The sequence below is a fragment of the Ruegeria sp. genome, from assembly GCF_965221235.1.
Classification (GTDB): Bacteria; Pseudomonadota; Alphaproteobacteria; order Rhodobacterales; family Rhodobacteraceae; genus Ruegeria.
The window spans coordinates 103,720-117,569 of the sequence record NZ_CBDCRS010000005.1; the positions used below are offsets into that span (position 1 = coordinate 103,720).

Annotated in this window: 13 protein-coding genes; 6 read left to right on the forward strand and 7 right to left on the reverse strand. The window is 56.9% G+C overall.

Annotated elements, in window-relative coordinates; translation table 11 throughout:
- Positions 1-7 precede the first annotated feature (7 nt).
- Genes ACOQOY_RS21145 through ACOQOY_RS21160 form a run of 4 tightly spaced genes read left to right on the forward strand, consistent with a single transcriptional unit; the run spans position 8 to position 3,645 of the window.
- Positions 8-1,000 (forward strand): glycosyltransferase family 2 protein, encoded by a 993-nt coding sequence (locus tag ACOQOY_RS21145; protein WP_420587356.1) that lies wholly within the window; start codon positions 8-10, stop codon positions 998-1,000.
- A complete protein-coding gene (locus ACOQOY_RS21150; RefSeq protein ID WP_420587357.1) occupies positions 997-1,941 on the forward strand; it encodes a sulfotransferase in 945 nt (314 codons plus the stop codon). Before ACOQOY_RS21145 ends, ACOQOY_RS21150 begins: the two co-directional genes overlap by 4 nt.
- On the forward strand, positions 1,941-2,963 hold the full coding sequence (locus tag ACOQOY_RS21155; RefSeq protein WP_420587358.1) for a lipid II:glycine glycyltransferase FemX: 1,023 nt from the start codon (positions 1,941-1,943) through the stop codon (positions 2,961-2,963). The genes ACOQOY_RS21150 and ACOQOY_RS21155 overlap by 1 nt, the downstream gene beginning before the upstream one ends.
- A gap of 1 nt (position 2,964) precedes the next feature.
- A complete protein-coding gene (locus ACOQOY_RS21160) occupies positions 2,965-3,645 on the forward strand; it encodes a polysaccharide deacetylase family protein (RefSeq protein WP_420587359.1) in 681 nt (226 codons plus the stop codon).
- 6 nt (positions 3,646-3,651) lie between these two features.
- Here ACOQOY_RS21160 and ACOQOY_RS21165 read toward each other — a convergent pair whose 3' ends face one another.
- From ACOQOY_RS21165 to ACOQOY_RS21175, 3 genes are all read right to left on the reverse strand, one after another.
- Positions 3,652-4,566 carry a sulfotransferase domain-containing protein gene (locus ACOQOY_RS21165; RefSeq protein ID WP_420587360.1) on the reverse strand — a complete coding sequence of 305 codons (915 nt, stop codon included), beginning with the start codon at positions 4,564-4,566 and terminating at the stop codon, positions 3,652-3,654.
- Positions 4,539-5,933, reverse strand: coding sequence for an O-antigen ligase family protein (locus ACOQOY_RS21170; protein WP_420587361.1), 1,395 nt, complete (start codon positions 5,931-5,933; stop codon positions 4,539-4,541). The genes ACOQOY_RS21165 and ACOQOY_RS21170 overlap by 28 nt, the downstream gene beginning before the upstream one ends.
- A 334-nt stretch (positions 5,934-6,267) precedes the next feature.
- Entirely contained in the window at positions 6,268-8,337 is a 2,070-nt protein-coding gene (locus ACOQOY_RS21175; RefSeq protein WP_420587362.1) for a right-handed parallel beta-helix repeat-containing protein, read from the reverse strand.
- Between the two features lie 444 nt (positions 8,338-8,781).
- Here ACOQOY_RS21175 and ACOQOY_RS21180 point away from each other — a divergent pair, with 444 nt between their 5' ends.
- Together ACOQOY_RS21180 and ACOQOY_RS21185 are read left to right on the forward strand one after the other, a co-directional pair.
- Entirely contained in the window at positions 8,782-10,065 is a 1,284-nt protein-coding gene (locus tag ACOQOY_RS21180; RefSeq protein WP_420587363.1) for a right-handed parallel beta-helix repeat-containing protein, read from the forward strand.
- Positions 10,066-10,094: 29 nt separating this feature from the next.
- Positions 10,095-10,499, forward strand: a complete 405-nt coding sequence (locus ACOQOY_RS21185; RefSeq protein WP_420587364.1) for a GtrA family protein — start codon at positions 10,095-10,097, stop codon at positions 10,497-10,499.
- Here ACOQOY_RS21185 and ACOQOY_RS21190 read toward each other — a convergent pair.
- From ACOQOY_RS21190 to ACOQOY_RS21205, 4 genes are read right to left on the reverse strand one after another with little or no spacing between them, the layout of a single operon-like run.
- Positions 10,496-12,172 (reverse strand): hypothetical protein, encoded by a 1,677-nt coding sequence (locus tag ACOQOY_RS21190; protein ID WP_420587365.1) that lies wholly within the window; start codon positions 12,170-12,172, stop codon positions 10,496-10,498. The two genes, ACOQOY_RS21185 and ACOQOY_RS21190, sit on opposite strands and share 4 nt — an antisense overlap.
- Positions 12,173-12,218: 46 nt before the next feature.
- Complete coding sequence (locus ACOQOY_RS21195) at positions 12,219-12,680, reverse strand: SGNH hydrolase domain-containing protein (protein WP_420587366.1); 462 nt, start codon at positions 12,678-12,680, stop codon at positions 12,219-12,221.
- The gene (locus ACOQOY_RS21200; RefSeq protein ID WP_420587367.1) at positions 12,643-12,804 is read right to left on the reverse strand and encodes an SGNH hydrolase domain-containing protein; all 162 of its coding nucleotides are present in this window, start codon (positions 12,802-12,804) and stop codon (positions 12,643-12,645) included. The genes ACOQOY_RS21195 and ACOQOY_RS21200 overlap by 38 nt, the downstream gene beginning before the upstream one ends.
- Positions 12,746-13,786, reverse strand: a complete 1,041-nt coding sequence (locus tag ACOQOY_RS21205; protein ID WP_420587368.1) for an acyltransferase family protein — start codon at positions 13,784-13,786, stop codon at positions 12,746-12,748. Before ACOQOY_RS21205 ends, ACOQOY_RS21200 begins: the two co-directional genes overlap by 59 nt.
- Between the last annotated feature and the right edge of the window lie 64 nt (positions 13,787-13,850).

A 13,850-nucleotide genomic window follows, 5' to 3' on the forward strand; every position in this document is an offset into this window, starting at 1 on the left:
GCGGGCAATGACACAGACCGCGACAGTCCAGTTGGACCTCAGCGTCATCATTGTGAACTATAGGACCAGTGACGTGACATCAAAGGCGGTTCAGTCGGTTCTGGATCACGCAGGTTCCCTGTCGCTTGAGGTGATCGTGGTCGACAATGATTCTGGCGATGGCAGTGTCGAGGCGCTGCGCACGGCTTTTCCACAAATAACCGTGCTAGATGCGGGGCATAACGGCGGCTACGCATGGGGCAACAACCTGGGTATCCGGCAGGCCAAAGGGCGATATCTGCTGGTGCTTAACCCCGATGCGCTGGTCTACGATGGTACGCTCGAACGTGCAGTGTCATATATGCAGGACAATCCCGATGTTGGCATTCTGGGCGGGCATGTATCGCTTGAAAACGGAAGCCAGCAGCCGACTCTGTTTCGCGAACTGTCGCTCAGTAAACTGTTCTGGGGCCTTGTGGTGCCAAACCGCATTCTGCGGCGTAGCCGGTTGTTTGGGGATCAGCGCTATGCCTCTCTGGCGCGCGACACCGAGCAGGATGTCGATGTCGTTGCGGGATGCTTCATGATGATCGCGCGCGCGGTAGTAGAGCAGGTCGGTATGATGGATGATCGGTTCTTTATGTATAGCGAGGAATCCGAGTGGTGTTGGCGAGTGCGGCAGGCTGGTCTGAAGGTGCGGTACAATCCGGACGTGCGCCTTACGCATTATGGGGCTGTGTCCACCGGCCAGACCTCGCCATGGAAATCGGTCGAAATCGCGAAGGGGCAAATCCTGTTCCTGCGGTTTACACGAGGGCCGGCAATCGCCTGGCTGGGAACGTGCCTCATGGCGCTGGCAGATCTTTTGCGCGCCGTTTGGTTCCTGCCCATCAGCCTGATCCGGCCAAGCCACAAAGGCGCTGAGGCCTGGCGCGCCCGGTTCACGTTCCTGCTGGGCGCGTTGGTACAACAGCCCAAGGGGCAGACCCCACCGCAGCCTGATACCGGGATGGTGGCATGAAAACCGCAGCCAAATCCGCCATTCGCGCAACTGTCCACGCGGCGCTTGCCCCGGTCGAGGCGCGATTGCTTGCGCATCAGCCACAGGCGAAATGGCCACATATCTTCATTCTGGGTGCGCCGCGTTCCGGAACTTCGTTGTTTTATGAGCTGATGGTCACGCAATTTCGGCTGGCCTATTTCACCAATCTGGCGCACCGGTTCTACAAAACGCCATTGGCGGTCACAAAGCTGGGCACGCCATTCATGGCCCGCCACAAACCGGCATACCACAGCGATTACGGCCATATTTCCGGCTGGGCCGCGCCAAACGAAGGCGGCTGGATATGGCAGCGCTGGCTGGAGGACGGACCTTGGGCGGATGAAAGCTCAGTTGAGAAGCTACCGGCGGATGAAATCAGATCGACATTGGCGGGGATGTCGCGGCTGTCTGCGGCCCCATTCATCAACAAGAATGTCATGCACTCGAACCGTGTGCGGCTTTTGAACGCCCTGTTTCCCGGCTGCCTGTTTCTTGAGGTCCGGCGCGATGCAGCTGATACCGCCAGGTCTATTATTAGGGCGCAAAGGCGGAACAAAGGGCCGCAGCCGGATCAGCAGGAATGGTGGTCCGTACGTCCGTCAAACGCCGGGGGCAACACTGATATTGAGCGCGCCTGCCGTCAGGTTTCGGGCGTGGAACAGGATATCGAACGTGATTGCGCGCATATCGGCGCGGACCGGCATCTGAGGGTCGACTACGCCGATATATGCGCCGACCCGAAAACTGCCTTGTCAAAGGTCGCCCGCTTTCTCGAAGGGCATATCGTGCCAATGCAGCACCTGAACCAGTTCCCTGTCCCACAGCGTTTTGAGCTGCATCCGTCCAAACCGCTTTCGCATGAGGATGAGGCAGCCTTGGGTGATCTGCTGGCCGATACCGCGGCCGAGGTATCCATCTGATGTCGACCGGTGCGCTGTCCATCCGCCCTGTCGCGCCTGAGAACTGGCCGCTGATCAGTGGCCTGTTTTCCGATCTGACCTATGAACAAAGCCTTACCTACGCACAGGCGGCCGCCCGCCGGATTGGCGCTACGGCTGAGTTCGTCGCCGTTTATGACCCACAAGACAGGCCTATCGCTGCCGCTTGTATCAGGATCAAGAAAGTACCGTTGCTGAACCGGGGCATCGCTTGGATTGCAGCCGGGCCTTTGACAAAAATAATAGGGCAGTCTGAGCCTGAGCCAGCGTTACTCAGCTCTGTCCTCGTCGCGCTTCGGGATCACTTGAATGCGGCGGGTCATATCCTGCGTCTGAGGTTTCCGGTGCAGGTCACGGCGACCGAAGACGCCATCACGCATGCCGGGTTTTCGACGTGCCAGCGCTCTGCGCCGTACCGAACGGTTCTGATCGACCCCGGTCAGGACGACGATAGCCTGATGCGGGCGTTGCATGGCAAATGGCGCAATCCGCTGCGCAACGCGCTGAAAGCTGGGATCGAGCTTGAAACCGGCCCGATCCACGATCTCTCGGATCGGTTTTCCTTGCTGTACACACAGGTTCAGGATGCCAAAGGATTTCAGCCCGACATCCCGCCCGAGTTTTACTATGGGTTGCATGGGCCGGATTTCGACCATGACGTGCTGATCGCGCACAAGGATGGCGAAGACATCGGAGCAATGACGATTGGCACATCCGGTCCGAACGCCACCTATCTGTTCGGCGCCACGTCCGAGGCCGGACGGCGGTTGAATGCGGGGCATTTTTTGATGTGGCAGGCGATGTTGTATTGCCGAAACCGGGGCGCAACATGCTTTGATCTTGGCGGGATAGACGCCGACGCCAACCCGAGTGTTACCCGGTTCAAACTGCGGACTGGTGGGTCGAACAAAGCCGCATCCGGCCCGTATCAGGCCACTCCGGACGGAATAGGTGCGCGCGTCGTTACGCTTGCTGAAAGCCTGCACAGAAGGTTGAAATCCTGATATGGTACGGCGGATCGGTCTCAACTTTCACGGAATTGGTACTCCGACCCGCACGCTGGAGGAAGGCGAAAGCCCCTATTGGCTGTCTGAGGCTCAGTTCAACGAGATCCTGGACCGGGTGGTGGCCAGCCCCGATCCAGCCGCCTTTGTTCTGACTTTTGATGACGGCAACCAGTCGGATTTTGATATTGCCCGGCCCGCCCTTATGGCGCGCGGGCTGACAGCGCGTTTTTTTGTTCTGACCGACAGGTTGGACGCGCCCGGATCTCTGACACGCGATCAAGTGACTGGCCTGCTGGCGGCTGGGATGCGGATCGGCAGCCACGGCGCGGCTCATGTCGCCTGGACCGAACAGGAGGCAGAAGGGCTGGAGCGTGAAATCTTCCGTTCGCGCGACATTTTGCAAACGTTGTGTGGTGAACCGTTGACCGAGGCCGGAATACCTTTTGGAATGTACAACGCCCGCGTTTTGCGCGCGTTAAAACGCGCCGGCTATCAGACGGTGTTCTCAAGCGACGCAGGATACATGGACGATAGCGCTTTTCTGCGCCCGCGCACGTCGTTGCGCGGGGACATGAGTCAGACTGAAATCGAAGCGGTTTTAGCCGGGCATATGCCCCCTGCCCGCCGTTTGCGCCGCGCTGTCGGAATGTTCAGAAAGCGTCTTTTTCCACTTAGGTGACGCTGATTATCCCTGCGCCGAGGATCGGTCATAGCCGAACTTGTCTAGGATATGTCCTAGCTCCTGCTCGATATACGCAATGTGCTGTGGCTCTAGCTCATTCTTCCATTGTCCGCTGCGCCCGCTGCGAATATGCGCACGTTCATTGGTCTTGGTGTCTGATATCCTGCTGCGCTTTCCGGCCTCAAACAGGCGCATCAGGCGGACGCTTAACTCATGCGCTTTGCCGCTGAGGCCCAGAAAGGCGAACATCTCGGCATAGAGCGCATCGCGCTGATCACCCATCAGGGCGTCATAGGATACCTCGAGGATATCGGGGTCATCCAGATCCCAATTCTCCAGCGTTTCGCGACTGAAAAAGATGAAATGCCGGATGGCCATAAATAGCCCCTCGGTTTTATCCGCCGCCAGCAGCTTTTCCTGATAGGTTTGCCCGTTTTCATCCGGCACATGCGCCCAACGTTCGTTCGTCCACAGGTGGTAATGGTACGAAGAAACGATCATGTCACGCGGATCACGCATGATATGAATGCCTTTGTAGGGGCCGATTTCGGACAGCGGCGTCTGGCTGTGTATCGACAGAAAAACCTGCGTGTTCGGCTTTGGCACCTGCTGCGAGATATCCTCGAACTTTTCACCCAAACCAAAAGCCAGCAACTTGAGGACGGCTTTGAAATAGGTCGTCATCGCCTTGTGGTGGGTTCCCACGAAAATCCTGTGCCGCAGCTTTCCCGCGCCTTTGGCACTGCGCCTGCATGCCAGAAACAACGGGATCATCCGCCAAAGTTCGGGGTTCTTCAAAAGTCCGTAATTCTTGCGAAACGAGATGGGAACCTGAGTGACAGCCTGCCGAATGCCCGACCGCTTTGGTTTGCGGCCGATACCCGCATCCGTCATGATCTTTTCTGGCTGTGCTGACACGCGTCGATTTTCCCTAATACAGTTTTACGCGCACGGGGCGCGATTGATTGAGCCTTTTGATCTGGCTGAGTTTCCTGAGGTCCGAAGCGCGTATATCTAATTTTCCGAGGCCGCCCGCCGCGATCGCCTGCGGCAGGCTGATCTGCGTCATCCTCGGCATTCAGCATCCAAAGGCCGGCCCCCAGCATGAACATCAAAAGGCAAAAAGTTGCCTCCCACAGATGCACCGAAATGGCTGCGATACTGAATCCGGTCAACGCAAAGAAATAGCCCAGCCGATAGCTTGCCAGCCGGCCGGAGAGCTGTACCCTGCCAACCTTGACGTAGATCACCACAAGTATCGCAACAAGCAAGATGAGCGCGGGTAAACCGTAACGCAGTGCTACAACCATCCAGAAATTGTCCAGACTACCCACCATCCAGGCCGGGCGGCTGAACGGGTTAATGCCAATCCCGAAGATGGGGTTGTTCAGAACGTCATCCGAAGCATTATTGAAAATGTGAATCCTATACCATGCCGACCTGCTGTTGAGGGTCATGTAAGCCGCAAACAGCTGCACGGGCGGACGGGTGGCTACGATATCAACCAAAAGGTAGAAACCGGCAAATAGATAGAGCAACAGGTTCCACTTTATCCGGATGGCGTTAAAGACGACCTTCCATAACATCAGAGCAATCTGCACAGCAACCGACAGCCACGCGCCCGATGACAAAGAGGTGAAGGTCGCGGCAAGTACAACACCGATCCGTGGGATTTTGTGTCCCAGGTTCTTATTATAGCCCAGCACGTACCAGGTCAGCGAAAAACCGACGCTGCAGAAAATGCCAAACAGGATCGGATGGGGCATCGACCCTTGCGCCCGGTACAGGCCCAGACGCGGTTCATCATATACAACCTTGGCGACCTTGCCGATCTTGGCAAAGAAATCAAGGATCAGGGATTTGTCCATCAGCGACTGGTAGATGCTGAAGGGCAGCATGAAGAGGATCAGAATGAACATCCAAACGGCAAAAGTGCGGAACGCATCCGCATCCCGGATCATCCAACGGGCGATGAAATAGGGGCCAAGTGTCTCTACTATGACAATGCCGATAAACTCCCACCGGGCGAAGCCGTGATTGTATAACAGCGCAAGACTGCCCCACAGCGCATAAATTAGCATCATGTAGTCGGGTGCGTAAAAACCGCCCGAGCCATCCAGCCACCGCACCATTGCAGGGATGATGAATATCAGCAGAACCAGCCGGTATGTTCCGATCTCAAGCCCGGCTACATCGAAATAAAACGGCAAGACGAACCCAAGAAACAGCAGCGGAATGACAAACGGCGTGCGCTTTACCCCGGCGCGGCGGCCGGGGGTAGGCACTGCTTTGGTTGTCTCCGCCGATGTTGCCACTGCGCTTGTCTGTCCTTTTGCACTCTTTCCTGACACGCGGGCCATGCGTCCTTGTTCGAATGGCCCGCGAAACTGGCCCCTACTTTAGCTGACCTGCATAGGTTTTCACCCAATATCTCTGACTTTGAGAGCTGTTGTGAATGGTCGACGCCAGCCATACAGGGGATTGACCGCCCGACATGCACGTTTTTTGCCTCGACGGGCCCAAAGTGCCGCGCCTGCACATGAAAAAAGAAGGGGCGCCCGATTGTGCGCCCCTGCTCAACATTTTGCCTGTAAGGCTGTTATTGCCGCGAATTCCGCATCAGGCGATCATCGCATCATCGGGAACCCAAGTGTCGACAAACTGAACGTCGTCATCAATCGCGAAAGCGGTGATTTCACCGTCAACATCACGACCCCATGCGGTTCCAAGCGTCCAAGCACGGTCGCGACCACCCGAGAAGTCAAAGTCGACGCTGGTTTCGTCAATGACAACCTCACCGTCCACAAGCACCTGAAGGCGATCTGCGTCTTCATCAACCAAAACGGTGATCGTGTGAGATTCGGTGTCGTTCAGCCCGATATCTCCGCTTGCAAAGCCCTTGTGGAACTTGACGTCATCAGAGCCCACATGTGCGATCAACCCGTCTCCGGTAATCGTCAGGCCAACCTTCGTGTGGTTCCAGACCAGGCGCTGGCTGCTGCCATCGGCCTCGTCCCGGGAATACTCGACGGTAAAGGCAATCTGACCTGAATCACCGAATTCAGGAAGCTTGCCGATATTGACGTAGTCATCCTTACCATCGAACTGAAGCGCCGGACCCGATCCTGTATCCGCGACAAACGTGTCCCCTTTCAATGAGGCCTGATCGTTTCCGGGCAGGCCCGCGATATCCAGAACAAAGTCGTCAAAGACCATTGTTTCAGGCTGCTCGGCTGTTGTGCCGGACGTGTCGTCGCCGCTATCGGGATTTGTCGTGCTTGGGAGCGGGCTGACAGAGCCAGTATCCGTGTCCGGGCTGGTTGTCGTGGTATCCGTTCCACCGGTATCCGGACTAGAACTGGACGATCCGGTATCGGTTGTGTCCGTGCCCGAAGTATCTGTGTTCGTAGTATCGGTGCTCGGCGCGGTCCCACTGGTGTCGGGGTTGGTCGTTCCCGTGTCGGGGCTTGTGGTTGAGGTGTTTGAGCCCGTCGACCCGGTCGTGCTGGTGCCGACCCAGCTGTCGTAGGACAGTGGGAATTGGTAGGCCAGATCCGAACCCGCTCCGGTCGTGTCAATGATGCTGCCAGGCTGGACGCCAAACTGATTATACCCGTCTTGTGCACCGGTGGCATGGAAAATGAACAGATCACCGTAGTAGTTCGGCCCGCTTGGGTTTGTGTTCTGGACATAGACATTGCCGGTGAGGTTCCAGCTGGACTGACCGCTATATCCGATAATGTCCGACGTGACGTTATGATCAATCGTGACGTTCTGCGACGTGCCGCCAACCCGGATTGCCGGGATCGAAACACCGCCGGTCAACAGGCCGGGTACGGCCAGCACCGTGTTGTTGCTGATGTTTACATCCTGCGCGCTGCCAAGGGAAATCCCGTGCGTATGCGCGTTGTAGATCATGTTATCTTCGATCAGAACGTTGGTATAGAACAGGTTCGGATCGTTGGGGTCTGTGCCTGCGTTGCCCAAAAAGATGGCCTGCGCATAGTCACCCGAACCCATGTCGATAACGTTCTCGCGGATCGTGATGTCGCTGCTTGGGCCGTTGATCTTCGAGAACTGGATGAAGTCTGCATGATCACCCGAGTTGAGCGAGCGGTTAAAGTCGTGCAGATAGTTACCTTCGATCAAAATGCCCTTGTTGGCGTCGATGAAGATTCCGTCCGCCCGGATCGAATGGATATTGTTGCCTGTGATCGCAACATCCTGACTGATGCCGGATGCAATGCCGATGCGCCAGTTGTAGAACTCATTGTTGTCTACGGTCACGCTCGAGCTGCCGCGGATATACAATCCGTAACCCGTCCCATAGCCATCGGCGGTCGACGACACACCCGAGGCCAGATCCCCATCAAAGGTCGAGTTCTTGATTGTGATGTTTGAGCTGTTCTGAATCTGGAACGGCCGGTAGCTCTGCGGCTCTCCGTTAAACGTGTAATCGAAGGTCACATCTTCAAATGTAACATTCGACGCACCATTCACCCTGAGTTCCGAAATTTCGGCGGGCGCGTTCGGGTCCGCTGATTTGATTGTGACGTTGGATGCGTATTGAGTGTTGATGTTCAGGCGGCCATAGTCCCCCGCCTGTAACAGGATCGTTTCCCCACCTTGTGCCTGAGACAAAGCCTGGTCCAGCTCTGCCTTCGAGGTAACAATAATTGTCGTCGACATATTTCACCTTTGTTGCATAGGCGCTGTGAGTGGCAGCGCACAGGATTTCCGCTCACCCAGGGCAGAGGGAACAGCCGCACAAAGGCGACAGAGGGGCCGGAATATGGCTATGTTTGGAAATTGTTGCCTGTTTCGGCACAATCGTGCCGCTTTGCCTTCATTTCCGAGTGAACTCGATACTCGATACCGGGAATTGTTCCCCTTCCCTTGGTGGTATTGCCATGTTTGTTGAATTGATTCTGTGGGCGCAACAATGGACACAGAAATGCCACTTTTCAGGCATCCACCCGCGTATTCGGGTTGAGTATCGGCGGTTAATTGCTCGCTGACCTGAAATCTCCTGATCAATTGCAAAGATTGTGTCTGCCCGGATCGCCCGATGGACAAGGCTTTTGCTTGCCCGTAGGCTTCTTCCGTTACCAGTTTCATCGCGAGGGGTTGCCCATGCGACGCATTTTTTCGCCTCTTGGCCTGCTACTATGCGCCGGTTTTGTATTGTTTGCGTTGGCAATGCCGATGCGAGCGGGGGCTGCCTGTGGTGGGATAAACATCGCGGCACAGCTGCCGCAGGCCAAAGACGGCCAGACCATTCGCACCGGACAAGAATTGGCCAAAGCTCTAAAAACCGCACGCGGGGGTGAGACTTTTCTGTTGGCCAGCGGTAACTACGGAGCGGTGCGCATTCAGCAAACGTTCAAGAAGCCGGTGACGATCCGGTCGGCAAGCCCGCAATCCCCCGCCTGTTTGTCCGAACTGCGCTTGTCTCGCGCCAGCAATATCACATTCGACGGGATCGTGTTCGACTACACGTTCAAGACCGGTGACAAGAACCACGTTATCAAGTTCGAGATCAGAAACAGCCACGGTATCACGATCACCAATTCGGTTTTCGACGGAGCGCACAGTAACGGGATCGGTCACGGCCGCGGCCTGTTTATCCGCGACAGTTCCAAGGTCACGATATCCGACAGCACGTTCAGCAAGTGGATGCGCGCGATCACTGCGGTGAACTGCACGCATCTTAACATTCAGCGAAATCAGATTTATGACATCCGCGCCGACGGCATGGCCTTCAGCGGCATTGACCATATGCTGATCGAGGACAACCGTTTGCACAATTTCCGGGCCAGCACCGGCAAGGATCACCGGGACATGATTCAGGTGACGCGGACCTCGAACAAAGGCAGCAGCGATATCGTGATCCGCAACAATGTATTCGACATCGGAGCGGGCGACTTCACCCAAACGATTTTCATGGGCCGCAGCGGCAAGAATACAAGCGATCCGCTTTTGCGCCACCGCAACATCCTGATCGAAAATAACGTCATCTATAATGCCCACCTGCACGGCATTTCCATTTATGCAGTGGATGGCCTGTCGATCCGAAAGAACTCGATCATCCGGGTGCCATTGCGCAAAGGGGGTTCGGGCAACGGCAAAGTGATGATCCCGCGGATCAATGTCAACGCGTCGACCTCGGTTGTGATCGAACAGAATGCTGTCAGCGAAATCAACGGATACAAGAACCAGAGCGACTGGGTCGTCCTGAACAACGCTATGATTCAGGATCAATCCCCGTCGGCCCGCGGGTTCTATGACCGCGAGTTCGTGGTTTATGCAACCGGCAAGGCAGATGGGTATCATGAATACGGAGTTCGTCCGGGCAGTGAGATAGATCGCCTTGGCGCCGGATCGACGCTTGTTAAGAGCTACCCGAGCCGCCGTTAAAGCCATGACACTTGGGACCCGGCACCGCCGTGATATCTGACCTCAAAGATAAACGCCTACTGCTGAGATTTCTCGCTATCAGCGCCTTGGGGACAGTGGCGGACTATTTGCTCGCGCTGCTGTTGGCCGGTCTTTTGTCAGCACCCTATGCAATCGCCTCGACGCTGGGCTTTATTCTGGGGTCTGTCATCAATTACTTCGGTCACAATATCTTCAGCTATGAGCATACCAGCCGGAACACGATCTCGCTGAAAGGGTATGGCAAGTATTTTCTGGCCGTCCTGTCCTCATTGGTGATCCGCCTCGCGGTGGTAGAGGGTCTGGCCTTTACCACCGCACTGCCGTTCTGGATCATCCTGCTGGTGGCAATCGGAGCGTCCTTTGTCGCCAATTACGTGATCTCGACACTCTGGGTGTTTCGCAGGCCCGGCTAAGAGATGCCCGACCCCGTGCCCCTGCGCCTTGCGCGAAACCCGTAGATCAATGCAACAAACAGACCGATCACGGTCAGGACGGCACCGGCCTTTTCGCTCCAGTGCAAGGGTAGCAGGATTTTGACATCCGTTGCGGTGGGGTCAACGCGCAGCAATCCAGTCTGCGGATCCGGGCTCAGGGTCACGGGCAAACCTTCGGCAGTCTCCGCCCTCATATGGGTCCAGTACATCAACGCGACGCGTTGCGGTTGATCCTGCGCTGACGCAGAGGCAGGCAACAGCCATTGGCGCGGGCCTTCCGGAATTGGTTTTGCGAACCCCAAGGCAGGGGTCTGGATCTTGTCCACGACGTTTAGAAAATGTTGGGGTACGGCCCAAATCGGATCGCCGGCCGTGCGGGTTTGTTCGGCCAGCGGGTCAAAGACTGCAGGTGGCAGATATTCCGGCGCGCCAATCATGGCCACGGGCTGACCCCGCGCGGCGATACCCCGGGCAATTCGGTCGGGAACAAGGCTCGCCACCGCGGCCCATGGGATCAAAAGGCAGACGGCCGCGAAAATGGCCCACCGCCTTGCGCATTGCCCGGACATCAGCGCGCTGCTGATCGCCCCCGCTGACAGTGCCAAGGCCAAATCGGACATTACGGTCAGCCGGTAGGGGAACTGAACACGCGCAATGATCCAATTGTTCCACAGCGCTTCTGAGAGCGTGCTATTGAGGCCAAGCACCAACCATGCGGGCAGCAAAGCCCAGATGATGAGCTGCCGCCTGTTGTCACCCCGCGAAGCGACGACTGCCAGCACGGCAAGGATGCAGGCCGCCGCCTGACACAGCAGCAGGGCCAGCCGGAATCTGCTGTCCGGCAGTGTATCCACGCCGATCAGGAACCAATGCGCGGGGACCAGTTCGGGGGTATAGAGCCCCTGCGGTGAGACATCCCCAAGCAGCACAAGCGCAGGTAACCAATAGAGGGCCGAGATCGCCAGCCCCGCGCTGCCCATGACCGTCAGAACCAGCAGCGCAGGTACAACGCGCGCGCGTTGCACCAAAAGCCGGGCGACAACGACAATCGCCAGCACATGCGCAACCAAAAGAAGGGTCGGAAGATGGCAGAATCCCAACCCGGCCAATCCCACGGGCAGGGACCATGCGGCGCGGTGATCGCGCAAGGCAAGGCAGACGCCATGACAGACCAGCGGTACAAAGACATACCCTGCAAATTCCCCCGCCGCCTGACGAACCACCCAGTCAATGCCCAGATGATAAGGAGCCAAGGCCCAGACCACAGCGGCGATTGCAGCGGACTTCATAGGTAAGAATTGCCGGGCAAAGACCCAGAATGCCAGCCCCGACAGCCAGCACAGCAGCCCTCCGGCCAAACCGAACTGAACCTGCGGGCTGCACTCGGGGCACAGCCATTGGGCAGGCCCGGCAGCAACGTAGAAAGGTAGCGGCGCGTAAAAAAAGAAATCAAACCCACCAATGCCGTCCCACAGGGCGGGCAGAAACCGGGGATAGGGCGTGCCAAGACCAACAGCTTCGGAAAACGCGATGGTCCAGCTTAGGTTGAAGCCGAACGAATGCCCCATCGGAGTGCCAATCGCCGCAAAGACAAGAACGCCAACGACCAGAGCGGCACATGCAATCAATCCCGCCCACAGTTTATCTGCCACTGGTTCCCTCCTGTCTTTTGACATCACCATCACGGTCCCAGTGCATTCAGTCGCCCGACAGAATGTGCGCGAGGTGTTGGTTCAGAAGCGTAGACACAAGCAATCGCGCGCCTGCCTGATTGAGATGATCTTCGTCCAGATAAATAGGATCACCGTTTTCAAGGACGCGGCAAGAGCTTTCACACAGATCATCCACCGGTCTTGCCAGGATTGTGCCGAATTTTCGGCTGCCTTCTAACAGGATCGCGCAGGCAGGCTCATTTCCGCGGTCGAACTCTTCTCGCGTCGGCAGAGCGCGCAATCGCGTCCCAAAGGTAAAGCTTGCGGCATGGGCATCAGGGACATTGAGGCCGGCTTCCGGGATGCTGCCAACGACCACAACATCGACTTTGCGGTCATTTAACCGCTGAAGCAGTCGTTCGACACCCTGTTTGACGTGAATGGGATTGTTCCTGATACCTGTCGGGGCCTCACCGGCTGCGGCCATTTCGGCGCGGCGGACACCCATCAAAGGCGGGCAGCCCAGTTTGACAATAGCCACCCCCGGAATATCGCTGCTCTTGCAGCCAGGCATCAAAACCGGGCAGCAAAGCGCTCGCATGGGAATCCCCCCACACGATGATTTGGCCCACCGCCGGACCATTCGATGTGGCGCCGATCCGGCAGGGTTCTTTTTCTGTTGACCACCCGGCCATACTGTACCCGCGCCGCGACCAGAACGGGCCAATGCCACAGATTCAAGGAGTATGAGATCAACCCGATCCAAACCACGGGGCGCAGGGTCAGAAATCTGGCTATCATCGACCGGCCATACATCCCGGCCCAGATTAGAAACGCGGCTCCCAAGCAGGGCGGGATCGCCGTTATGCCCGGAAACGGCGTATGATCCGAGATCAACAGAATGCTGCCTATAATCAGGACTGCGCCGATCAGCGCCACCGCTTCCACAGCAGCCGGGCGACGCAATGCCGGAAAAGCGCCCACCGCCAACAAAGCGCCGATCCCAAGTTCCCAGATCCGGGTTGGGGTCAGATAAAAATTGGCAACGGGATGCGCTGTCGTCGCATACATGGAGAGCGCAAGCGAAACCAAAGAGATCAGCACAATTACCCTAATCCAGACCCGCATCGAGGCTCTGGACAACGCCCAAAGCAAGAGCGGAAAGAACAGATAAAATTGCTCTTCCACGGCCAGAGACCAAGTGTGCAGTAGCGGCGCAAATTCGATTCCATGGCCAAAATAGTCTCCGGCATCCATCCAGAACCAGATATTGGAGGCAAAAAGCAGGGTCGCCCCCACTGACACTGCCAGATTGCCATACTGGTTCGGCAGCAACAGGAACCAACCAACCGCGAGACAGGCGGCTAGAACCACAAACAAGGCCGGCAAAATGCGTCTGGCCCGACGTTCATAAAAAGACAGAATCGAAAATTGTCCGTCCCGGATTTCGCGAGCCAGAATGGTCGTGATCAGAAAACCCGAGATGACAAAGAATATGTCTACGCCAACAAACCCACCGGGAACCCCGGCGAAACCGGCATGGTGCAGAACCACGGGAACAACGGCAACAGCGCGGAGCCCGTCGATGTCTGGTCTGTAAAAACCTTTAGACACAACACTCACACAAAAACTAAATCTATATATTTTGTTACTGCCGTTCCTGCCGCCGATCAAGGCA

Coding starts and splice junctions, on each gene's coding strand:
- ACOQOY_RS21145 (WP_420587356.1), top strand. CDS start 8: ATGACACAGACCGCGACAGTCCAGTTGGACCTCAGCGTCATCATTGTG.
- ACOQOY_RS21150 (WP_420587357.1), top strand. CDS start 997: ATGAAAACCGCAGCCAAATCCGCCATTCGCGCAACTGTCCACGCGGCG.
- ACOQOY_RS21155 (WP_420587358.1), top strand. CDS start 1,941: ATGTCGACCGGTGCGCTGTCCATCCGCCCTGTCGCGCCTGAGAACTGG.
- ACOQOY_RS21160 (WP_420587359.1), top strand. CDS start 2,965: ATGGTACGGCGGATCGGTCTCAACTTTCACGGAATTGGTACTCCGACC.
- ACOQOY_RS21175 (WP_420587362.1), bottom strand. CDS start 8,337: ATGTCGACGACAATTATTGTTACCTCGAAGGCAGAGCTGGACCAGGCT.
- ACOQOY_RS21180 (WP_420587363.1), top strand. CDS start 8,782: ATGCGACGCATTTTTTCGCCTCTTGGCCTGCTACTATGCGCCGGTTTT.
- ACOQOY_RS21195 (WP_420587366.1), bottom strand. CDS start 12,680: ATGGGTGTCCGCCGCGCCGAAATGGCCGCAGCCGGTGAGGCCCCGACA.